The 22,215-nt window shown below is 68.5% G+C and carries 18 protein-coding genes and 1 riboswitch; of the genes, 8 read left to right on the top strand and 10 right to left on the bottom strand.

Annotation, left to right across the window (positions count from 1 at the left end):
• Window position 1: 1 nt before the first annotated feature.
• Window positions 2-9,082 (bottom strand): type I polyketide synthase, encoded by a 9,081-nt coding sequence (locus tag HMPREF2990_RS10760; RefSeq protein ID WP_070764618.1) that lies wholly within the window; start codon window positions 9,080-9,082, stop codon window positions 2-4.
• 28 nt (window positions 9,083-9,110) lie between these two features.
• The gene (locus HMPREF2990_RS10755; RefSeq protein ID WP_371576084.1) at window positions 9,111-10,721 is read right to left on the bottom strand and encodes an acyl-CoA carboxylase subunit beta; all 1,611 of its coding nucleotides are present in this window, start codon (window positions 10,719-10,721) and stop codon (window positions 9,111-9,113) included.
• Between the two features lie 142 nt (window positions 10,722-10,863).
• On the opposite strand from HMPREF2990_RS10755, the gene HMPREF2990_RS10750 reads away from it, so the two are divergent.
• The 3 genes from HMPREF2990_RS10750 to HMPREF2990_RS10740 are packed head-to-tail and all read left to right on the top strand — an operon-like array spanning window position 10,864 to window position 12,451.
• The gene (locus HMPREF2990_RS10750) at window positions 10,864-11,244 is read left to right on the top strand and encodes a holo-ACP synthase AcpS (RefSeq protein ID WP_070764616.1); all 381 of its coding nucleotides are present in this window, start codon (window positions 10,864-10,866) and stop codon (window positions 11,242-11,244) included.
• Between the two features lie 10 nt (window positions 11,245-11,254).
• Entirely contained in the window at window positions 11,255-11,977 is a 723-nt protein-coding gene (locus tag HMPREF2990_RS10745; RefSeq protein ID WP_070764615.1) for a biotin--[acetyl-CoA-carboxylase] ligase, read from the top strand.
• 9 nt (window positions 11,978-11,986) lie between these two features.
• The gene (locus tag HMPREF2990_RS10740) at window positions 11,987-12,451 is read left to right on the top strand and encodes a hypothetical protein (RefSeq protein WP_371576080.1); all 465 of its coding nucleotides are present in this window, start codon (window positions 11,987-11,989) and stop codon (window positions 12,449-12,451) included.
• On the opposite strand, the gene HMPREF2990_RS10735 is transcribed toward HMPREF2990_RS10740, so the two are convergent.
• Complete coding sequence (locus HMPREF2990_RS10735; RefSeq protein ID WP_070764614.1) at window positions 12,448-12,657, bottom strand: PLDc N-terminal domain-containing protein; 210 nt, start codon at window positions 12,655-12,657, stop codon at window positions 12,448-12,450. The two genes, HMPREF2990_RS10740 and HMPREF2990_RS10735, sit on opposite strands and share 4 nt — an antisense overlap.
• A complete protein-coding gene (gene budA, locus HMPREF2990_RS10730; RefSeq protein ID WP_070764613.1) occupies window positions 12,650-13,402 on the bottom strand; it encodes an acetolactate decarboxylase in 753 nt (250 codons plus the stop codon). The genes HMPREF2990_RS10735 and budA overlap by 8 nt, the downstream gene beginning before the upstream one ends.
• Window positions 13,403-13,443: 41 nt before the next feature.
• Between budA and HMPREF2990_RS10725 the strand changes: the two genes are divergently transcribed.
• From HMPREF2990_RS10725 to HMPREF2990_RS10705, 5 genes are all read left to right on the top strand, one after another.
• Window positions 13,444-14,604, top strand: a complete 1,161-nt coding sequence (locus tag HMPREF2990_RS10725) for a 5-(carboxyamino)imidazole ribonucleotide synthase (protein WP_070764612.1) — start codon at window positions 13,444-13,446, stop codon at window positions 14,602-14,604.
• 16 nt (window positions 14,605-14,620) lie between these two features.
• Window positions 14,621-15,124 carry a 5-(carboxyamino)imidazole ribonucleotide mutase gene (gene purE, locus HMPREF2990_RS10720; protein ID WP_070764611.1) on the top strand — a complete coding sequence of 168 codons (504 nt, stop codon included), beginning with the start codon at window positions 14,621-14,623 and terminating at the stop codon, window positions 15,122-15,124.
• Complete coding sequence (locus HMPREF2990_RS10715) at window positions 15,117-15,596, top strand: YdcF family protein (RefSeq protein WP_070764610.1); 480 nt, start codon at window positions 15,117-15,119, stop codon at window positions 15,594-15,596. Before purE ends, HMPREF2990_RS10715 begins: the two co-directional genes overlap by 8 nt.
• A 60-nt stretch (window positions 15,597-15,656) precedes the next feature.
• Complete coding sequence (locus HMPREF2990_RS10710) at window positions 15,657-16,274, top strand: DUF305 domain-containing protein (protein WP_070764609.1); 618 nt, start codon at window positions 15,657-15,659, stop codon at window positions 16,272-16,274.
• Between the two features lie 75 nt (window positions 16,275-16,349).
• On the top strand, window positions 16,350-16,700 hold the full coding sequence (locus HMPREF2990_RS10705) for a DUF4282 domain-containing protein (RefSeq protein WP_070764608.1): 351 nt from the start codon (window positions 16,350-16,352) through the stop codon (window positions 16,698-16,700).
• On the opposite strand, the gene HMPREF2990_RS10700 is transcribed toward HMPREF2990_RS10705, so the two are convergent.
• The 6 genes from HMPREF2990_RS10700 to HMPREF2990_RS10675 form a co-directional block, all read right to left on the bottom strand.
• The gene (locus HMPREF2990_RS10700) at window positions 16,697-17,779 is read right to left on the bottom strand and encodes a ThiF family adenylyltransferase (protein WP_070764607.1); all 1,083 of its coding nucleotides are present in this window, start codon (window positions 17,777-17,779) and stop codon (window positions 16,697-16,699) included. The two genes, HMPREF2990_RS10705 and HMPREF2990_RS10700, sit on opposite strands and share 4 nt — an antisense overlap.
• Entirely contained in the window at window positions 17,776-18,567 is a 792-nt protein-coding gene (locus HMPREF2990_RS10695; RefSeq protein WP_070764606.1) for a thiazole synthase, read from the bottom strand. Before HMPREF2990_RS10695 ends, HMPREF2990_RS10700 begins: the two co-directional genes overlap by 4 nt.
• Before the next feature lie 2 nt (window positions 18,568-18,569).
• Window positions 18,570-18,767: a sulfur carrier protein ThiS gene (gene thiS, locus HMPREF2990_RS10690; RefSeq protein WP_070764605.1), complete on the bottom strand. Its 198-nt coding sequence runs from the start codon at window positions 18,765-18,767 to the stop codon at window positions 18,570-18,572.
• 8 nt (window positions 18,768-18,775) lie between these two features.
• Entirely contained in the window at window positions 18,776-19,861 is a 1,086-nt protein-coding gene (gene thiO / locus HMPREF2990_RS10685; protein WP_070764604.1) for a glycine oxidase ThiO, read from the bottom strand.
• A complete protein-coding gene (locus HMPREF2990_RS10680; protein WP_070764603.1) occupies window positions 19,858-20,508 on the bottom strand; it encodes a thiamine phosphate synthase in 651 nt (216 codons plus the stop codon). Before HMPREF2990_RS10680 ends, thiO begins: the two co-directional genes overlap by 4 nt.
• Window positions 20,501-22,009, bottom strand: a complete 1,509-nt coding sequence (locus tag HMPREF2990_RS10675) for a bifunctional hydroxymethylpyrimidine kinase/phosphomethylpyrimidine kinase (RefSeq protein ID WP_070764602.1) — start codon at window positions 22,007-22,009, stop codon at window positions 20,501-20,503. Before HMPREF2990_RS10675 ends, HMPREF2990_RS10680 begins: the two co-directional genes overlap by 8 nt.
• Window positions 22,000-22,095, bottom strand: a riboswitch (TPP riboswitch). It overlaps the preceding gene by 10 nt.
• Between the last annotated feature and the right edge of the window lie 120 nt (window positions 22,096-22,215).

Genomic DNA, 22,215 nt, shown 5'->3' with positions numbered 1-22,215 from the left:
ATTACGGCGCGACCGGGTACACCCCGTCTTCGCCCAGGCGGGCGTCCGCGTCCAGCAGGAGAGCGATCTCACTGTCGTGAGTGTGGCCCTCGGCGAAGCGGCGGTTGTGCACCTGCTCGAACAGGGCTGCGCGTCCGACCATGCCTGCCTCCAGGTGGCCGGCACCGGCGCGCAGGCGCGCGGTGGCGCGTGCGCGCCAGGCCTCGACGTCGCGCCCCTCGGCAGCGAGTGCCGCCTCGAACACACCTGGGTGGGCGAGTACGACGAGCGCGCCGACGTGGCCGAAGCCCAGCGAGGTCAGCGCCGCTGCTTTCACTGCGCCCTCGCCAAGGTCGAGGGTGTCACGCAGCCAGACCAGGTTGGTGGCCTTCGGCGCAATCAGCGGATCGACGCAGTCCAGCGACGCATTCTGCGGCAGGCGGCCGGTGCGTAAGACCTCGATCAGCCCGCCGATCTGGAACAGGGCTGCGCCCGCCTTGGCGTGACCGGTGAGCGACTTCTGCGAGATGACGTACATCGGCGCGTGCGGGTCGCGGCCGGCTGCGGGCCAGAGCAGGGAGTGCAGCTCGGACTCGTTCGGGTCGTTGGCGTTGGTGGAGGTGTCGTGCTTGGAGACGACGTTGACGTCGTCAAGCGAAAGCCCAAGCGAGGTAATACTGCGGGTCAGGCGGGAGCTTTCGCCACCGCGAGCCGCGGCGAGCACGCCCAGACCTGGTGCCGGGATGGAGGTGTGCGCGCCATCGCCGAAGGAATCGGCATAGGCCACCACCGCATGCACCGGCAGGCCCAGCTCGGCGGCGAGCGAGCCGCGCACCACCAGCAGGGTGCCGCCGCCCTCGCCTTCGAGGAAGCCGCCGCGACGGCGGTCGTTCGCGCGAGAGATGAAGCGGTCGTCGATGCCCTGCGCGGTCATCTTCGCGGTCTCGGCGGTGGCGTTCATGTCGCCGAAGCCCTGGAGCGATTCGACCTGGACATCGTCGATGCCGCCGGCGACGACAAAGTCGGCCTTGCCGAGTGTGATCTTGTCCACGGCCTCCTCCACGGATACCGCGGCGGTAGCGCAGGCGGCGACCGGGTGGATCATGGATCCGTAGCCGCCCACCAGCGACTGCATCACATGCGCGGCCACCACGTTCGGCAGGGCCTCCTGCAAGATGTCGGACTGGCGCTCCTCGCCAATGAAGCGAGAGACGAAGACCTGGTGCAGGGACTCCATGCCGCCGATGCCGGTGCCCTGGGTGGACGCGACATCCGCCGGGTGGATCGCGCGTAGCAGCTCAGCGGGGGTGAAGCCTGCGGAGATGAACGCGTCGACAGCGGTGACCAGGTTCCACACCGCGATGCGGTCCATGTTGTCCACCATCTGGGCGGGGATGCCCCACTTGGCGGGGTCGAAGCCCTCCGGCATCTGGCCGGCGACGGAGCGAGAAAGCGTAGCTTTGCGCGGCAGCTGTGCGGTGGCACCAGCCAGGCGGGTGACCTGCCACTCGCCGTCGGTGCAGGTGATGCGGGTCTTATCCGGGTCGGCCTCGGCGAACTCACGTGCCTCGGCTTCGTTGGCGACGCTGAAGGTGACGTCGCGGTCTAAGAAGACCTCGGTGAGATCGATGGAGCCGCCGTCGGTGAGGAAGTACTTGTCGCTCAGGCGGCGCACACCGGCGCGCGCGATGACCTCGTCGCGGAAGCGGTCCGCGATATCCTCCTCGGCCACTTCCTGGCCGTCGGCGTCGTACCAGCCCGGGGTGGGGTCCTCGGCCCAGTGGACAAGGCCCGTCATCCAGGCGAGCTCGAGCACGCCGGCGGCGGTGAGCTCGACCGTGCCGTCGCGCTGGATGCCGTACTCGGCCTCCGTGCGCGTGCGGCCGGAGCCCCAGGAGGAGACCTCGCCGATACCGGCGATGACGATCATGTCGTCCAGCGGGCAAGTGACCTCGCCGAGCTGGCCGATCGCCGAGCCGTCCGGCTGGGCCGGGTTGGCCACGTTCGGCAGTGCCTTGATGCGCGGGGCGTCGGATTCGGTGGTGGCTTCCTGCGCCGGGGTGGTGTCGATGTTCGCCTCGCGGGCGAGCTCCGCGATGGACACACCCGAGTCGGCAAGCCCACCGGTCAGATCCAGGTCCAGCGGGTGCTCCTGCGCCTTCTCACGCGACTCGGTACTTGCCAGGCCCATGAGCTGCGAGGAGATCTCCTCCGGGTCCCAGACGTGGATGCCGGCTTCGCGGGCGGCGGGGATGAGCACGTCATTGCCGCCCATCAGGTGCGTGCCCGCAACCCAGCCGATGCGCGCCTGGGCCAGCGTCACGCCTTCGGGCCAGCCGGTCTCGGCGTGCCACTTGTTCACGATCGCGTCGAGCGCGGCCTTGACCTCGCCGTAGGCACCGTCGCCACCGAAGGTGCCGCGGTTGGGCGAGCCCGGAAGCACGATGTGCGCGCGGGTGGGCACGTCCGCGTCTTGGGCGAGGCGGGCCAGGCCGGCGATGGTGCGCTCCAGCGACCAGAGCAGCAGCCTTGCCTGGGTCTCGGTGTTGCCGCCGACCTCGGCCAGCGAGCCGGAGACACCCGGCGCGGCAAAGGGGAAGGCGAGCGTTGGCACGAGTGCGGGCTTGATCAGCTTGACCTCGTTGCCCACGGTCTCGCGTTGTGCGGTACCGATCCAGTCGATGAGCGCATCGACGTCGCGGTAGGACGACAGGTTCGCCGGGACCAGCCAGAGCGCGGCACCCGGGGTGCCGTGGTCGCGGAAGAGTTCGCGGGCGAACTCCTTGCGGGACTGGGTGATCCGCGAGGCCGTCATGATGACGGTCGCGCCTCCCTCGAGCAGGCGCTCGACCAGGGCGGTGGCGATGGAGCCGGGCGCGGCACCGGTGACAAGCGCGACGTCGCCTGCGTACTCAAGCTCCGGGGTCTCGAGCGCGTTGGCCGCGATGTCCTCCAGGACCTTGCGCGGTGCGCCTTCGGTGTGCGCGGCGTACCAGCGTGCCTGGTCGGCGATCGTCTGGCCGGTGCCGGTGAAGCGTGCGGGCGCAAAGCGGGCTGCATCGGAATCTGCGCCGGTGTCGCCGGTGGCGATGCGGGCGAGGTCCTCGCGGGCCTGGGCCCAGCGGTCGTCGAAAAGGATTGCGCGGCGGGCGTCGAAGACAGGGGAGACCTGCGCAACCCAGTTCGTGCCGAGCTCGGCCTCGATAGTGTCAAGCACGTCGCGGGCCTCGGCGGCTGCCTCGGCGTCGGCGGAGGTGTCTGCAGCCGTGGACTCCACGCCGAGCTTGTCCAGCAGGGTGCGCGCGGTGGCAACGAGCGTGTCGGAGACCTCCTCGCGGTAGGCATCGAGTGCTGCGGAGTCGACGACCCCGCCACCGGAGGACGCTGCGGCGGATGCCTTGGCGACTTCCTGGTTGTGGTTGGCCGCGACGAGTTCGACGGCGGCGTCGAGAAGCGTGGCGACCTCGGCCTTCGAGCTGGCCTGCGGCAGGGTGGCAAGAGTGCCACCGCGGACCGAGTCCTCCTCGCGGGTGCCGAGCAGGACGGCGGCCTCGACGTGCGGGACCCAGCTTGCGGGCAGCGCCCAGGTGCCGGTGACGTAGTCGGCGACGTGCGAGGGTGCCAGGCTTGCGGCGCCGAGGACCTGGCGCAGGCGCGCGCCGATCGCCTCGGAGAGCACGGAGCCGAAGGGGGCGTAGCTGGGCGCGGCGGTGTTCACGCGCTCGCGCAGGGTGACCACGTCGGCTTCGGCGGCGCCGTCGATGGCGGGCACGCCGAGCTCCGCGGACATGTCCATGAGCAGCTGGTTGCGGCGCGAGGACACGCCGCCGGTGAGCTCCTCGATGGTGTCTGCGTCCGTGATCTGCTCGGGGCGGATCTTGTTCTGGAAGGCGAAGAGCACGTTGATCGCGTCTGCGGCGCTAAACGGCAGGTCGGAAGCGGGCTGGGCAGGGGCGGCTGCTGGTGCCGCGGCGGGAGCCGCAGGTGCGGCTGGTGCCGGTTCGGCAGGCACGGACTCGGCCGGTGCTTCTGCCTCGGTGGTCTCCTCTTCCGTCACCTCCGGCTCTGGCGCGGCGACGGTGTCGCTCAGCGTGACCTGCTCCCAGTTTGCCTCGGCGTTGACCACCGGGATGTGGTGGCCGGTCACGGCCATCTCGCGCTTGGCCAGGTTGGTCAGGGTCGGCGCGGACGCCAGGCCCACCTCGATCGCCTGCTCGACGCGGGCGAAGATGAGATCCTGGGTCTCAATCCAGCGCACCGGGGAGGCGAACTGCCAGGCCAAAAGCTGGATCAGCAGGACGCGAGCGACGTCGGAGCGGTCCATGGTGGCCGGGTCGAGGCTGGCGAGTGCGTCCTGGGAGGCGCGGTCGTCGGCAGGCACTTCGGCGCGCACGGCGTCGATGAATTCCTGCGTGAGCTCGAAGGGGCGCGCGACCAGGTTGGGCACGTAGCGGTGCTCGAGGGCGTCGACGTCGATACGCGCGGGCAGCAGCTCGTCGAGCTTGGCGGCGAAGTCGGCCACGCCCGAGCGCAGTACGCGAGAGTGGAAGGGCACGTCGATGCCCGGCACCGGCACGTAGGCACGCTCGCGCACAGCGTTGGCGCGCTCGGCCAGGACGGCGAGGCCGCGCTTCGTGCCGGCGACGGAATACTGCTGGCCCTTGATGTTGTAGTTGACAATCTCCAGGAACTCGCCGGTGTCTTCCGACACCTTGGCAACGTAGTCGGCGACCTCAGCATCGGACACCCCGATCATGTTGGGGCGCAGCGCGCCCATGCCGTAGTCGGAGTTGCCGTCCGCATCGCGCGGGACCAGCGAGCCCATGGAAGAGCCGCGGGAGTAGACCACGTCGATGACGGATTCCAAGTCGAAGATGTTGCCCAGCGAGGCGAGCGCGGTGTACTCGCCCAGCGAGTGGCCGGCGTACATGGCGCCGGTGGCCAGCGCGTCGGCGTCGCGAAGCCGCGTGGTCTGCGCGTACGCGACGACGGCGAGGGCGACCTGCGTGAACTGCGTGAGGTGCAGCACGCCCTCGGGGTGCTTGAACACCTCGCCGCGCACGGTGAGCTCGGTCGGGTTGGCGTCCACGATGCGCTGGATGGAAAAGCCCAGGTTCTCGCGGGTGTGCGCGTCGGCGCGCCGCCAAATCTCGCGGGCGGCCGGGCTGGCCGCACGGTCGCCGGCGCCCATGCCCTCGGACTGGATGCCCTGGCCCGGGTAAAGGTAGGCGGTGGCCGGCTGCGCGAGCAGCGCCTGGCCGCGCGAGACGACCTCGCCGCCGATGCGGCAGGTCACCTCGAGCGCGGGCTGGATGCCGGCGCGGCCGACGCGCTCGACGGTCAGCTCTACCTCGTCGTTCAGCTGCACCATGCCGTACATGGAGTAGGTCCAGCCGGTCACGCGCCCGTGGCGTCCGGCGAGGTGCTGCGCGGTGGCAGACAGCCACATGCCGTGCACCAGCGGTGCTGCGAGCCCGACGAGCCCGGAGGCGTTGTAGGAGGAGTGGATCGGGTTGTAGTCGCCGGAGACCAGGGCGAAAGGCGTCATGTCCGCAGGGGCGGTGACGGTCGCGCGGTCGACAAACGAGCGCGGGGTCGCCTCGATCGCAGCGTCCACGCCGCCGAACTCGGGCGCGGCACTCGGCGGGGTGGAGGTGGTCGCGCGGCCGCGGATGGCGAAGCGGTGCATTTGCTTGACCGCGCCACGCTCACCGTCCTCAATCAGCAGCTCAACCGTGACGATGCGCCCGGAGACCGACTCCTCGATGCCGCTGCACCAGGAGGTGACGGCGAGCTCGCGGCCGTCGGCAAGCGTGTGCAGGTCCACGCCGGGTTCAAGCGCGATGAGGTGGTCGAGGTGCACGGCGTTGAGCAGGCCCTCGATGACCGGGTAGCCGTCTGTGAGCGTGGCGGAGCCGAGCGCGGTGTAGATCGCCGGCCAGCACGGGCCGACCAGTGCGTCGGGTGTGCCGTCGGGCACATCGGTGCCAAGGGCGGCACCGGTGACCGCAGTGTGTGCCTGCAGCAGGGAGGCGGGGAAGTGGAAGCTGGTGCGCGCAAGCCCGAAGGGGTGCGCCGTATCCGCAGAACCCGCGATAATCGACGGCAGCTCGGTGATCTCGTCGCCGGCCTCGGACACCGAGCCCACGCCGGCCAGGCCCGCGAGCAGGTCGAAGACGGCCTTCGGCAGGCGCGCGTCGTCGACGACCGGCGAGGCACCGGTGTGCACGCCCTCGGGCAGGTTGATCGGGATGGTCACGTCGCGCACGTAGAAGGGGCGCTGGTCCTCCGGCAGGTCGTCCCAGTAGGAGTCGGTGTGGATGCGGATGGCCAGCCCGCCTGCCCCATCGGAGGCGTCGGAGCCGTAGAAGTCGTGGACGATCTCGAAGCTCGCATCGTCCATGGTGTAGGCCGGGTTGTCCATGAGGTGCCCGTGCCAGAACAAGGTCGGGGCCGCGCGCAGGTAGTCCTCGACGCTCACGGCGTCAGCGAGGCGGGCGAAGCGGTCGGTGGGGGTGACGTCGGCGTCGAGAAGCGCCTGCGTCGTGGCGGCCTCGAAGCGGCCGAGCAGCTCTGCGACCGGCTCGTTCTTGCGGGTAATGCCGGCGACTGCGACCGGGCCGGGGATGATGCGGACCTCGTCGGCGGTATAGCGCGGGTCTTGCGCCTGCCAGAGGGTGTCCTTGCCAAACCACATTTTCAGGTCGCCGTCGATCGCCGGGACCCATGGCATGGGCTTGGGATATTCGTAGTGCAGCGAAATCCACCAGGCGGCATCGCGCGGAGAGACGCGGATCTCGCGGGCCTGCGGGTAGGCCTCGATGAGGCGGGCACACGCCTCGTGCGGATCCTGCGGGCCGTCGGCGAACTGGCTGACAATCTCGCCGCTGTCCTGCGGCGCAAGGCGCGCCTCGATGCGGCGCAGCGTGGAGACAAAACGGGCGTCCCACGAGGCGTCGACAAACGGGTGGGCCAGCTCGATGAAGCGCTCGACCCACTCGGCGTAGGTCATGTCCTCGATGTCGCCGAAGAAAGGCTTGGAGGTCTTAGCCAGTGCGGCGATGATCTCCTCGCGGCGCTCGTGGTACTCCTCGGCCGGCATGTTGGTGATCAGGCGGGAGGCCTTGGCAAAAGAGTTGTCCAGGTCGTGGATGTCGGCGAGCAAGTGGCTTTGCGACGACGCCACGCCGTTGCGCCCCGAACCACGCGGCACCCAGCCACCGTTGTCCGCGGGGCTGAGCCCCTTCGTGTTGACCAGCAGGTCTTTCACCGAATCGGTGGCTTTTGCCTCCTTGGTGGCCATCGCGACGGTGCCCAAGAAGACGGCGTCGACAGGCATGTGCGGCATGTCGAAGCGCTGCGCCCACGCGCCGGTGAGCAGCTCCGCGGCGCGCTCCGGCGAGTACACCCCACCTCCGACGGTAAGGATCGCGTTGTCGTGCTCGCGGACCTGCGCGTAGGTGTCCACCAGCATGTCGTCCAGGTCCACCCAGGAGTGGTGGCCGCCGGCGTGGCCGTCCTCGACCATGAGGATCACCGGCACATCCGGGTTAGCCGCGGCGATCGCGACCGCGTCGCGGACCTGGGTGGGCGTGCCCGGCTTGAACGCAATGTAGGGGAAGCCGTCTTTACGTAAGCCGTCGATGATCTCGGTGGCCTCGTCGATCTCGGGGATACCTGCGGAGATGCACACGCCGTTGAAGGGTGCGCCGGCGGCACGAGCCTTGGGCACCATGCGGGTCTGGCCGAAGTGCATGTTCCACAGGAAGCGGTCGAAGAACATGGTGTTGAACTGGGCGGTGCGACCCGGCGCGAGGTGTGCGGCGAGCGTGTCGCGGTGCTCGTTGAACACCTCCTCGGAGTACATGCCGCCGCCGGCTAGCTCGGTCCAGTAGCCGGCGTTAGCGGCGGCGGCGACGATCTCGCCGTCCGCCGAGGTAGGCGTCATGCCGCCCAAGATGATGGGGGACAGGCCGGTGACCTGCGAGAAGCGGGTCTGGGTGTAGACTTTGCCGTCCGGCAGGCGCACCAGGCGCGGGGCGAACTTCTCGTAGGAGACCGCCTCGGGGATCTCAGTGCCCGGGGTGGCAAGCGCGTCGCGGGCACGCGCGTTATCGGCGGTGATCACGGGCACGCCGGAGCCGGCGACGAGCTTTGACGTAATCCCGCTGAGTGCGGAGTCGAGCGAAACGACATGCGTGGTCCCGCCCTCGAGCAGGCCGCGCACGGAGGCGGGCCAATCGTGGCGGTCGACGAGGATCGCCTGCGCGAGCGCGCGTGGGGAGTCCTCGCCCAGATCCAGGCCGCACTTCTCGGCCCACTCGGCGGCCAAGTCGACGGCGCGGGTGTTGGCGTCGCTTGCGTGGTGGAAGGGGTAGGCCACCGGCAGCTCGTCGAAAATGGGGTTCAGCTCAGAACCACCGAACTCTGCTGCCTCCAGCTTGGCGTTAAACGCCTCGGCGTGGTGTTCTATGGCCTCGCGGACCTGTGCCAGCTCGGCGGGTTCGCCGGCGAGCACTGCGTGGCGCGGGCCGTTGACCACGGACAGGTACTTCTCGTCGAGCAGGTCGGAAAGCGCGGGCACCGGGATGCCGCGCACGCTGAGCATCCGCGGGGCCGTATCGCGCGCGCCGTAGGCAGTCGAGGCGGCAGCGCCGAGGATGAGAGCGAAGGCGAGCGCGTGCTCCGGGTGCTTCACCGCAGCCACGCCGAGCGCGCCCTGCGAGTGGCCGGCGAGATCGACGTTTTCGACCTCCAGGCCGAGGTCGCGCAGGTGCTGCACGGCCGCAAGCTGGGCGAGCACGATGCCGGGCACCGAGACCGCCGGGTGCGCGTCCATGGGCAGCGACGCGACGTCTCCGTCCTCGGAGTCCTCGGAGCCGAAGAGCGCGCCGAGACGGTCGACCGTGCCCGGTACTGCAGACGCCAGCGGGCGGGCGACGGGGCCGGTGAGGGTGAGCGCGGCGTCGAGAAGCGAGCGCAGTGTCACGCGCGCGGTGGGCGAGGCGGCATCGTGCAGAGCGCGCTGCCAGGGGCTTCCCTGGCCCTGGAAGATCAGTGCGGGGCGGGCGGAATTGAGCGCGGCAATGGGATTAATCGTCATGAATCGTCCTTTTAGGCTGGTGAGAGGTTTACAGCGGCATGTTGCCGTGCTTGCGGGCGGGGCGGGCGACGGTCTTGTCGCGGTAGAGGCGCAGGTTGGCGGCGATCGCGTCGCGGGTCTCCGAAGGCAGGATCACCGCGTCGATGAGCCCGCGCTCGGCGGCGTTGTACGGGTTCAAGATGGTGTCCTCGTACTCGCGCTCGAAGCTGGCGATCAGCTCGTTAAGCGCCTGCTCATCCATCCCGGACTCGCGGGCGGCCTTGATCTCCTTGCGGTTGATAAAGCCGACGGCGCCGGCCGCGCCCATCACCGCGATCTGCGCGGTCGGCCACGCGAGGTTCACGTCCGCGCCCAGGCCCTTCGAGCCCATGACGCAGTAGGCGCCGCCGTAGGCCTTGCGCATGGTCACGGTGATCTTCGGCACGGTCGCCTCGCCGTAGGCGTAGAGCAGCTTCGCGCCGCGGCGCAGGATGCCGCCGTACTCCTGGCCCGCGCCGGGCAAAAACCCGGGCACGTCCACCAGCATGACGATCGGGATGTTGAAGGCGTCGCAGGTGCGCACGAAGCGGGCGGCCTTCTCGGAAGAATCGATGTCTAGGCAGCCGGCGAAGACCTGCGGCTGGTTCGCCACAAAGCCGACGACCTGGTCGTCAATGTGCCCGAACGCGGTGACGACGTTCTCGGCGCGCTGCTCCATGATCTCGAGGTACTCGCCGTCGTCGGCAAGCTCGGCGATGACCTCGCGCACGTCGTATGGGGTGTTGGGGGAGTCGGGGATGAGCTGATCCAGCGCCTCTTTGGGCTCGCTGCTTATCGACGCCTTCGTGTCCACCTTCTCCCGACTATTCGCCGGCAGGTAGCTCACCAGGTCCATGACCCAGTCAAGCGCCTCCTGGTCGTTTTCGGCGACGTAGTGGCAGTTGCCCGCGGTGGCCATGTGCGTCCACGCGCCGCCGAGCTCCTCCTGGCTGATCTCCTCGCCGGTGACGGTCTTGATCACGTCCGGGCCGGTGACAAACATCTTGGAGGTCTTGTCCACCATCACCACGAAGTCGGTGAGCGCGGGCGAGTACGCGTTGCCGCCGGCGCAGGCGCCCAGGATCACGGAGATCTGCGGCACCACGCCGCTGGCCTGCACGTTCTGGTAGAAGGTCTGGGCGATCCAGTCGAGCGAGACCGCGCCGTCCTGGATGCGCGCGCCCGCCCCCTCGTAGAGGCCGATCAGCGGGCGGCCGGTGGCAATGGCCAGCTTCTGGATCTTGATCATCTTCTCGCCGTAGACCTCGCCGAGCGCGCCGCCGAAGACGGTGCCGTCCTGGGAGAAGATGCAGACCTCGCGGCCGTCGATGGTGCCCCAGCCGGTGACGATGCCGTCGGTGACCGGGCGCTTGGCGTACATGCCGAAATCGTGGGTGCGGTGGCGGGCGAGCATGTCGGTTTCCACGAAGGATCCCTCGTCCAGGATGTAGTCGAGCCGCTCACGGGCGGTGAGTCTTCCGGCGTCGCGCACCTTGTCGTGTGCTTGCTCGCCCATGGGGGCGAGCGCTTCGGCGCGGCGGGCGCGCAGGTCGTCGAGCTTTTCTGCGGGGGTTTGTGTCGTGTGTGACATCTTCGCTGAAACTGTCATGCGGGGTAGCATAAGCTTTTGTGTTAATAATTAGCTATACAAAACATGAATAACCTACGCTTCGGTAGGTTTTGGGGCGCGCGCCCGCCCGTTAAGGTGGGAGAACGCTCCGCTGTGAGTTTGATCACGTTTGCGTTACGAAGGGAGGCCACGCGTGCACATCGGCACCGATCTCGTCCACATCCCCACCTTCCGCGCGCAGCTCGCCACACCCGGTACCACCTTCGCCCGCGCCTTCACCGACCGCGAGCTGCGCGACTGCGCGGCCAAGCCTGACCGCGACGCCTCTCTTGCCGCGCGCTGGGCCGCGAAAGAGGCGTACGTCAAAGCGTGGGGCAGCGCGCGCTTCGGCCGCCCGCCCGCGCTCGAGACCATCGACTTCCGCGAGCTCGAAGTGCTTATCGACGCCTACGCGCGCCCCACCCTCGCGGTGAGTTCACAGCTCGCTGCTGCGGGGGCACCGGCGGTCGCGTCACTCTCGCTGAGCCACGACGGCGACTACGCCACTGCCACCTGCCTGGTAGCCACCGCTTAAACTTGGCGGCATGACAATCACAGACCTCGCCCGCATTCAAGACGCCGTTGCCTCCTATTGGCCACAGGTGCGCTACGTCGAGACCACCGGCTCCACCAACGCCGACATGGTCAAAGAGGGCAAAGCGGGCATGGTGCTCATCGCCAACGAGCAGACCGCGTCCAAGGGGCGCTTAAACCGCACGTGGGTCACACCAAAAGGCGCGCAGCTGGCCATGAGCATGGTCATCGATGCAGGCGCAGACCCCAACCACTACGGCCTGCTGTCCATCGCGCCGGGCGTGGCGGTCACCGACGTCATCCCGCAGGCGCGCCTGAAGTGGCCGAACGACGTGCAGGTCGGCGGCAAGAAGATCGCGGGCATCCTGTCCAACCTGGCGCTGCCGAACGTGGTCGTGGGCATTGGCATCAACGTCAACTTCCGCCCCGAGCAGCTGCCCGTCGACACCGCGACCGCGCTCAACCTCGAGGGCATCGACGTCGACTTCGACGAGTTCACCATCGAGATCCTCCGCGCCATGGGCCGCCGCTTGAAGCAGTGGCAGGACGGCGACCCGCAGCTGCTGAGCGACTACCGCAATGTCTGCTCCACCATCGGCCAGACCGTGCGCATGGAGCTGCACGACCGCGACGTCCACGGCGTCGTCGACGGCATCAACGAGCACGGCGAAGTCATCATCGACGGCACCGCTTACTCCGTCGGCGATGTGCATCACCTGCGCCCGAAACAGTAGCCTGGTCGCGTGTCAAAAAAGGTGCGGTTTCAAACTCACGACGGCGAGCAAGTGCTTGTCGACGTCTGCGCACCCCTTTCCACCCTTACCTTCCCTTTGATGGAGCTGATCGTGATCACGGGCGTGGCCTGGATCGCGATCGGCTGGATGGACGTCACCCCAGGCATCGACCCGGCGCTGCGCAACCTCGTCGTGCTTTTGTGGGCGCTGCTCGCGCTGTGGCGCTTCGTCGGACCGCTGGTAGCTTCTCGACGCCGGCGCTTCATACTCACCGACCGCCGCATCCTTGCCCGCGGGCGCCGCGGCGCGGTCGACTCCATCCCCTTAGAGCAGATCCACTCCGCCCGCCGCGTCAAAGGTGGGATCTCGGTGGCGGTCTACGGCTACGACCGTCCGCTGGTCTTTGAGGATGTGGGCAAGGCGCGCGCCGTCGATAAGGCGCTGCAGAAGGCGCTTGCCGGCGAGCTGCGCTAACGCTTCCGGTACACGAAGTACATGATCGGCCCTAACAACGGGAGCAGTAGCACTACGAGAAGCGACACCATACCCGATTTGATTGTGTGCTCGTCGCGTGCAATGAGCACGAGCGCCACGACTGCCAGGACAAACGCCAGCGCCGTCAAACCCCAGAAGACGTAGTCAATCGGCTCCGGCACCAGCGGTGAAGAAGCGCTACCCATTAATCTGCGCGCCCTTGATCTCCGTGTCGTGCAGCTGGCTGTCCAGGTCCTCCGGCGTGAGATCGCCCTGCTGGAACTCCGCGGTGACCGGCAGGTGCAGGTCCATGTCGGTGCCGGGGCACAGCTCGATGCGGGCGTCGCGCACCGTGTAGTCGAGGACGTGGCCGCCGGAGGTGCGCGCCTCGTCGATGAAGTGCACGTGGCAGCCGGGCACGCTGATGCCCTTTGCGTAGGCCGGGGTGCGGAAGCCGCCGATGATGCCGGTGACGTTTTCGAAGTGGTGCTCGGCGTCGTCGTTAATCGCTTCGGTCATGGGGCGGTAGGGCTTTTCCTGCTTGCTCACGGTGCGGGTGACCACCTCGTCGAAGGTGCCGGTGATGCGCACGGCGTAGAAGAAGTTGCGGCTGGGTTCGAGCGAGTCGATGAAGGAGGACAGCTCGCTGCGGCGCATGCCCTGCGGCGCGTCGACGGTGATGCGAGGCACGAAGTTCGTCACCACCGTAAACGGCGTGCGCTGGTCCAGGTCTGCGACGCGGGCTTTGCCGTCGCTGGTGAGCTGGTAGCAGGTGCCGTCGAGAATGATCATCTCGCCGTCGAGGCCGTCGAAGGTGCCGAGCCCGAAGTTGCCTTTTGCCAGGATGTCGCCGATGGTCAGCTCGCCGTCGTAGATGCCGTCGAGGAGTGCGGTCATGAGCGAGTTCTGGAAAATCGTGTGGCGCGAAACCGCCTGAGAGTTCGTGGACATAGCACCAGGGTAAGGTGTGATGTGTGAATGACGCACAAGGAATGCCAATTGTCGTGGTCGTCGGCGACGGCCAACTCGCCCGCATGATGCACACCGAGGCGATCGAGCTCGGCCTGCGCCTGCGCCTGCTTGCCGGGAGCGAGGACGCATCCGCCGCCCAGGTCTACGGCGACGTGCGCCTCGGCGATTACCGCGAGCTGGAGGATCTGCGGGAGGTGGTGCGCGGGGCGTCGGCAGTGACCTTCGACCATGAGCACGTGCCGAATGCGCACTTGGAGCAGCTTCTCGACGAGCACGTGGTCGTCGAACCCCGCCCCAGCGCACTCCTGTACGCCCAGGACAAGTTGGCGCAGCGCCGCAAGCTCGAAGAGCTGGGCCTGCCCGTGCCGGCATACGCCGCGATCGACTCCGTGGATGCGGCGCGGACGTTTTGGGAGCAGCACGAGCACCGCGTCTGCCTGAAAACCACGCGCGGCGGCTACGACGGCAAGGGTGTCTGGTTCCCCGACTCCCAGAGCGAGCTGCTCGACCTTGTCGAGGACCTGCTGGGCCGCGGCATGGAGCTCTACGCGGAAGAGAAGGTCGACTTCGTGCGCGAGCTGTCCATCATGGTGGCGCGCTCCCGCTCCGGCGAGATGCGCGTGTGGCCGGTGGTGGAGTCGCGCCAGGACAACGGTATTTGCCGCGTCGCGATCGCGCCTGCGCCGGACCTGCCGTCGCGGCTGGCGCGCGAGTGCAAGAAGCTGGCGCGCCTGATTGCGCGCAAGCTGGACGTCACCGGCGTGATGGCGGTGGAGCTGTTCGAGTACAAGACGGAAACCGGCACGGCCGTGTCCATCAACGAGCTGGCGATGCGCCCGCACAACACTGGGCACTGGACCCAGGATGGCTCGCTGACCTCGCAGTTCGAGCAGCACCTGCGCGCCGTACTGGACTGGCCGCTCGGCGAGACCGAGACGGTCGCCCCGGTCACCGTGATGGTGAACGTCCTCGGCGGCGAGGAGGACCCGGAGATGTCGATGGAAAACCGCGTCAAGGAAGTGATGCTGCGCTACCCGGAGGCCAAGATCCACCTCTACGGCAAGGGCTGGCGCCCGGGCCGCAAGATCGGTCACGTGAACGTGACGGGCTACGACGTGGTCACCACCCGCAAGATCGCGGAGCACGCCGCGAAGTATCTGATTACGGCCCGCTGGATCTAGAAAGGCTTTTGCACTCATGTCTGCACCCCTCGTCGGCCTGATTATGGGCTCCGATTCTGACTGGGACACCGTCAAACCCGCCGCCGAAGTCCTCGCCGAGTTCGGCATTCCCTTCGAGGTCGGCGTCGTGTCCGCGCACCGCACCCCGGACAAGATGCTCGCGTACGCGAAGCAGGCGCACGAGCGGGGCCTGCGCGTGATCATCGCGTGTGCTGGCGGTGCCGCGCACCTGCCCGGCATGGTGGCGGCCGCGACCCCGCTGCCGGTCATCGGTATCCCGCGCGCGCTCGACACGCTCGACGGCATGGATTCTTTGCTGTCGATCGTGCAGATGCCGGGCGGCGTGCCCGTTGCCACCGTCTCCATCGGCGGCGCGAAGAACGCCGGCCTGCTTGCCGCCCGCATCCTGGGCGCGGCTGATCCGCAGCTGCAGGAGAAGATGGTGCGCTACCAGGAGGACATGGCGGCGGCCGTCGAGAAGAAGGACGAGGCGCTGCGCAGCCGGTTGATGGGTGAGTAGCAGCCCCATCGTGGTGCTGGGCGCGCGGATTATCGACGGCCACCCGTCGCGCATGCTGCACGCCCGGCTCTGTGCCGCGCTCATCCACTGGCGCACCGACGCGCGCCGCGGCGTGCGCCGCAGAATCGTGGTCACCGGCCGCGGGGAGGCGGCAGTGATGGCGGGCTGGCTCGCCGGCCGCGGCGTGCCCCGCGAGCTGATCGTAGAGGAGCCGTACGCCACCTCGACGAACGAAAACCTCGAGCGCACCCGTGCGCTCTTCCCGCATGCGCCGCGCATGATCGTGGTGACCAGTAACTTCCACGTCCGCCGCACGCGCGTGTGGGCCTGGCACCTAGGCATTCCGGTGGAGATGGTGCCCGCGCGTACCCCGCGCCGCTCCCGGCCGAAGAACTACGCGCGCGAGCTTATCGCGCTGCCGCACTCCGCGGCGCGGGTTGTGTGGCGGCGACTTATGCACAAAATGCGCTAGAGTAAATCCGATGGTGCTACTTTTGGCACCATGTACTTCAGGCCTAGGAGGGCTCCATTCATGGCACACTTACAGCGCCGCATCGCCGGCTTGATCACCGTTGCACTACTGGGGGCCAGCGTGGCCTCATGCGCCACAAATGCGCCGCAGACCGACAAGGACGGTACCGCGGTGACTGCCGGGGCCAGCCAACCCGCAGAAGTCAACGGGGTAGATTTGCATTTTATTGCGATGATGACACCGCATCACCAGCAAGCCGTGGACATGAGCGAGATCATCCTGGCCGCCGACGGCATCAGCGAAGCGACAGCGGACTTGGCCGAGCGGATTAAGGTCGGGCAACAAGAAGAAATCGACACCATGGTCGGCTGGGCGGAACAATGGGACCAAGGCGACTTAATGGCACACCACGCCCCGCACATTGCCAATGGCATGCTCACTCCGGGGCAGATGGACCAGCTGAAAACGCTTTCTGGAGAGGATGCAGACACCCGGTTCCTCCAGCTGATGCATTTTCACCACGCAGGTGCCGTTGCCATGACTCAAGACCAAATCGATAACGGCGGCTACCAGCCTCTCGTGGACCTGGCACAGCAGATGGTCGACGTCCAAACCGCTGAGATGCACGAGATGGAAGAACGCTTAGAAGCCAAAGGCGAAAGCGTGCTGACTGAGTAAAGAAAAGACGCGGGGGAGTGCCAAACCGGGTATAAGTTCGTAGTGCACCAGTAGTACGACTGTAAAGGAACGCACATGACTTCGAACTTCAATGCCGCGCAAAGCAAGCAGACTGCCGACGGCTTCTTCTCCGCACTCTTCGACTTCTCGTTCTCCCAGTACATCACCCTGAAGTTCGCGCGGGTGATCTACCTGATCTCCGCTGTGCTCATCGGCCTGTTCTGGGTCTTTGGCCTGCTCATGACGCTGGCAGCATTTGCCAATGGTTTCGGCTCCGGCCTGCTCGCACTCATCGGCTTCCTCATTGTCGGGACGGCGGCGGCACTGTTCTGGCTGATCGGCGCGCGCGTCACGCTCGAGTTCATGGTCTCGGCGATCAAGACGGCGCAGAACACCTCCGAGATCGCCGACGCGCAGCGCCGTTAGAGCCCGCCTGGGAGGCTGTGCAGCGTGATCCCGCGTTCGGCGGCGGCTTCGCCGAAGCGCGCCACGAAATCGGCCGAGCGCTTGCCAGAAGCACAGTAGACCACGACCTCGCCTCGCAGCTCGTCGAGGAGCGAGGTCGCGGTGTCCGGGTCCTCGCGCCAAACCGATGCCGGCAGGTGGACGGACGCGTGCGGCAGGTCCTTGATCGCTTTCTCGCCGAGCTCGCGCACGTCGAGCGCGGTGGCGTCGCCGTCCGCGACTCGTGCGAGTAGTCGCGCCTTGTCGCCATCCTGCGGCAGCGCGCACGATGCGGACTCTGCGACGAGTTCGGTGACCAGCTCCCGCTCCGGGTCCGCGGCGACCTCGAAGCGCCTGAGCGTCCCGGCGAGCGCCTCGTAGACGTGGAGCACGCCCACCTCGGCGTCCATGCCCGCCAGGTACTTCACCGCCTCCGTGGCCATCAGCCCGCCGACGACCGAGGTGGTCACCCCGAGCACGCCCGCGGTGGCGCAGTCCGGCGTGTCCTCCGGCGCCGGGTGGGTGGGGTAGAGGTCGCGCAGCCCGACCCCGCGCGTGTCCGGCCCCGAGTGCCACAGCGCGAGTTCGCCGTGGAAGCGCAGCACCGAGCCCCACACCAACGGCGTGCCGGTGAGCTCGGCGGCGTCGGCGGAGAGGAACTTCGTGGTGAAAGTATCCGAGCCGTCGATGACCAGGTCGTGTTCGCGGAAGAGCCCAGGCGCGTTGGAAGCGTCGAGGCGCGCACGCAGCGGCACGATCGTGGCATCCGCGCGGTGGCGCCGCAGCTGCTCGGCCGCCACCTCCACCTTCGGCCGGCCCTCGTCGGCGGCGCTGAACAGGATCTGGCGGTGGATGTTGGTGTCGTCGACCACGTCGTCGTCAATCACCGTGATCGTGCCAACACCCGTCGCCACGAGCGCCTGCATCACGGGGCACCCGAGCCCGCCGGCGCCGACGACCAGCACCCGCGCCCGGTTCAGCGCCTCCTGGCCTTCCACCCCGAAGCCCGGCAACAGTGTTTGGCGCGCGGTGCGCCGCAGCTCAGCATGGGGCAGGCTCATAGGACCTCATCCGCCCAGCTCGCCAAGCCATCAAAGCTTGACGACGCCAACGCCCCCTCCGCATGCGTCCGCCGCGGAATCCGCCCCGCGCCCCGAGCCAGCCGACCCGCCTCGACCGCGTGCCGCATCGCGCGCGCCATCGCGACCGGGTCCTGGCAGCGGTTGACCGCGCTGGCGAGCAGCACGCCATCACAGCCGAGTTCCATGGCGGCGGTGGCGTCGGAGGCGGTGCCGACGCCGGCGTCGAGAAGCACTGGCACCTGCGCACGCGCGCAGATCAGCTCGATGTTGTGCGGGTTCAAAATGCCAAGGCCGGTGCCGATCGGCGAGCCGAGCGGCATCACCGCGTGCACCCCGACCTGCTCGAGCCGCGCCGCGACGACCGGGTCGTCCGAGGTGTAGGCAAGCACGACGAAGCCTTCGGCGACGAGCAGCTCGCAGGCGTCGACGAGCTCGACGACATCCGGCAGCAGCGTGTGGTCGTCCGCGATGACCTCGACTTTGACCCAGTTCGTGCCGAGCGCCTCGCGCGCCAGCTGCGCGGTCAGCACCGCGTCGCGGGCGGTGCGGCAGCCCGCGGTGTTCGGCAGCGGATCGATGCCCAAGCGGGTGAGCATCTCGAAGACGCTCTCGCCGCTGTCCGCGCGGGCGGCGTGGCGGCGCATCGCGACGGTGGTCAGCTGCGTGCCGCTGGCCACCAGGGCGTCCTCGAGCAGCTGCTGGCTGGTCGCGCCGCCGGTGCCCATGATCAGGTGCGAGTCGAATTCCTTGTCGGCGATCTTCAGCACGGCTAGCCTCCTTGGACGGCGGTGAGGATGTCGACGGTGTCGGCGTCGGTAAGCGAGCTGCCCCAGCGGCTTGCGGGCACGACCTTGCCATTGACGGCGACGGCGACGCCCTTCGAGTGGCCGACGACCTCGTCGACCAGCGCCTGCACGGTCGGCGCGGTGTCGAAGGTGCGGGGCTTACCGTTGATGATGATGCACATGATGCTCCTTAGGATTCGTGGCGGGCGGGGTCGCACGCGGAGATATCGACGGCCGTTTCGCGACCGAGCCCGAGGTCAGCGCCAACGCGCGCGCCGAGCGCGGCCAGCAGGATCCCGTGGCGGAAGTAGCCGGTCGAGATCACCAGGTTCTCGCCGCGCAAGCCCAGGTAGGGAAGGTCGTCGGGGGTGCCGGGGCGATTGCCGACGAGCGCCTCCACAAGCTCGCAGTCCTCGAGTGCGGGGACGACGCGGATGGCGTCGCGAAGCAGCGTGTAGACGCCGTCGACCGCGGGCCGCTCGCGCGCGTCCTCGCGGCTGGTCGCGCCCACGGCGATGGTGCCGTCGGTGCGCGGGATGATGTAGACGGGGCGATCCTCGACGAAGGCGCGCACCACGCGGCCGACCGGCATGCGGCCGGCAAGGCGCAGCATGTCGCCGCGCACCGGGCGCAGGTTCAGCGGCAGGCCGAGCGCGCTGGCGCCGAGCCCGTTGCAGGCGTAGACGGTGTCGCCGCGCAGATTGTCGACGCCGACGCACCTGTCACCCTCCCAACGCAGGGCGTGTGCCTTTTCGCGCACGAGGGTCACGCCGCGCGATTGCAGCTCGCGCAGCAGGGCGGCGGCGAACATGCGCGGGTTGACCTGGTGGTCGCCCGGGATCTCCACCACGCCGGCGAGCTGCGGGCTTAAGCCCGGCTCCTGTGTGCGGGCCTGGCGCAGCGTGAGGCGGTCGACGGTCATGCCGTGGGCATGCTGGTGCTCGGTGAGTTCGCGGAGGTGGGTGGCGTCGGCGCGGTCGGCGGCGACGACGAAGGTCGACTCGGTGCGGTACCCGGTCTCGTCACCCGGCAGGTCCGCGATCAGCGACGGGTACAGCGCCGCCGACTCCAGCATGAGCGGGTAGAGCGGCTCCTGGCGGTACTGGACTTCCGCGGCCGGGGCGAGCATGCCGCCGGCGACATTTGTCGCGCCGCTGGCCGGGGCCGGGTCCACCAGCGCGATCTGGCGCGGGTCGACGCCGCGGCGGGTGAGCTCGAAGGCGGTGGTCAGGCCGATGATGCCGGCGCCGACGATGAGGTGTTCGTAGGTACTCACGCTGCGGCCTCGAAGTCTGCGACAATGCCTGCCGCCATTGCGCGCGGGTCCTCGGCCCGCATGAACCCGCGCACGATCGCCACGCCGGCCACGCCCGTGGCGGCGAGTGCGGCGGCGTCGGAGGCGCGCACGTCGCCGATCGCCACGACCGGCACCTTCGAGGCCGCGACCAGCGGCGGGTAGCCGTCAAGGCCGAGGGGCGCGCGGCCGGAGTTCTTCGTGGGGGTCGGGCGGAAGGGGCCCGCGCCGACGTAGTCGATCACATCCGCGTACGCGTTCGCCGCCTCGACGAGTGCGAGCGTGCCGGTGGTCAGTCCGAGGATCGCGTCCGGGCCGAGCAGCTCGCGCGCGGCGCGCGGGTCCATGTCGTCCTGGCCGATGTGCGCGCCGTGGATGTGGTGGGTTTGCATGAGGCGGGCGGCGAGGGGGACGTTGTCGTCGATAAGCACGCGCGTGCGCGGGTTCGCCGCGGCGACCGCATCGGCGACCTCGCAGGCGAGCCTCTCGAGCGCGGACTCGGCGATCGGCTTGCTGCGCACCTGCACCACGCCAGCCCCGCCCGCGGCGGCGCAAGCGGCGACGCGCGCCACGTCGGCGACCGGCTGGCCCGTGACGAAGTAGCAGCGCAGGTCGAGCGACTTAGACATCGCGCACCACCCACGCGCGGTCGGCCTGGTCGAAGAAGTCGAGCTCGTAGCGAGAGGCGACCGCGCAGGCGCGCACCGCCGCCTCCAGCAAGTCGGGGTTGTCCGCGAGCGTGGCCTCGCAGCGCTCGATCGCGCCGCGCACCGCCTCGTAGAAACCGTCGCCGGCGTAGGTGGCCAGCCAGTCGCGGTAGGGGTGCGCATCGTGATTGCGCTCAGCCAGGCGCGCGCCGACCTCGTAGTAGAGCCAGTAGCAGGGCAGCACCGCCGCCTGCCCGATCGCAGCCGGCTCGCCCAGAGTCGAAGCGAGCAGGAAGTCGGTGTAGGCGCGCGTGACCGGCGACGGCAGCGTCTCGCGGTCCAGCTCAGCGAGCCAGGTGCGCTGCATTTCCTGCTCGTCGACGATGGCGGCGTCGGCATCCGTAGCCCACGCGCCGCCGAGCGCGTGCAGCGAGCGCGCGTACTTGGTCAGGTAGTAGGCGTCCTGCTCGAGGTAGAACATGAAGTCGGCGCGGTCGAGCGTGCCGTCGCCGAGCGCGCGGATAAACGGCAGCTCCATGATCGCGGTGAGGTACGGCGCCGAGGCGTCCCACAGCGCCTGGGTGTGCGGGCCGGCCGGCGCAGCGAGGGGTGGGGTTGGTGGGGCGTCGATAAGCAGGAAGTGCTCCGGGTTGCAATCGGCGGCGCGCTGCATGCGGCGATTGAGGTGCCCATGGTCGACGGGGCCGTGCCCGCGCCCGACGCCGAGCGCGTCGGCGTGCGCGATCGCCTCGTGCAGCCAGCGCGAGGCCCACTCGGTCGCCGCGGGCGTATCGAAGCCGGCGCCCAGGCGCGTGGCCAGCGCCGACGAGAACGAGCAGCCGGTGCCGTGCGTGTTTGTCGTCTCCACGCGGGTCACGGGCACGCGGTGCACGCGCTCGGCCGTGACCACGGCGTTGTCCGCGCGCGGGCCGGCAAGGTGCCCGCCCTTGACAATCACAGTCGTGCCCAGCTCGCGCGCCAGCCCCTGCGCCTGCGCGATCGCGGCGTCCCAGTTTTCTGCCGGATCTTGGCCTGCGAGCACGGCGAGTTCGGGGAGGTTGGGCGTGATGACGTCGGCAAGCGAGGCGAGCTCGCGCAGCGCCTCTTCCGCCTCGCGCGTGAGGAGCCTATCGCTTGACGACGCCACCATCACCGGATCCAACACCACCTTGCAGTCGCGCGCGTGTGTGGTGAGGAACTCGCGCACCACCTCGATGATTTCGGTGGTGCCGAGCATGCCGATCTTGATCGCGTCGATCGCTACGTCGTCGGTGATCGAGCGCAGCTGCGCGCGCAGAAAGTCGATCGGCGGGGTGAAAATCTCCTGCACGCCGGTGGTGTTCTGGGCGACGAGCGAGGTCACCACGCTGTAGGAAAAACCGCCGGCGGCCTGGATCGATTTGATATCGGCCTGGACACCCGCGCCGCCGGTCGGGTCGGTGCCGGCGATGGTCAGAATGCGGGGCAGGGCAAGTGTAGTCATTGGGACATCCCTTCGCTAGTTCGAGCTAGAGCAGGTTCGACGGGTCTCATCTCAGCACCACGTTGGGTGCACCCCGTGTCACAATGGCGACGCTAGCACAGCGCCTTTTGCGCGATGCCACAGGCGGAAAGGGGTATCCCTATTAGACGTATGAATTGGGGTGTCGGTTCCCTTTTGGGCCGAAAGTGGAATACTTCTCACATTTG

It is taken from the genome of Corynebacterium sp. HMSC071B10, assembly GCF_001814825.1.
GTDB lineage: Bacteria > Actinomycetota > Actinomycetes > Mycobacteriales > Mycobacteriaceae > Corynebacterium.
Note: the sequence above shows the minus strand (reverse complement) of the source record. Positions and strands in the feature narration are given on the sequence as shown.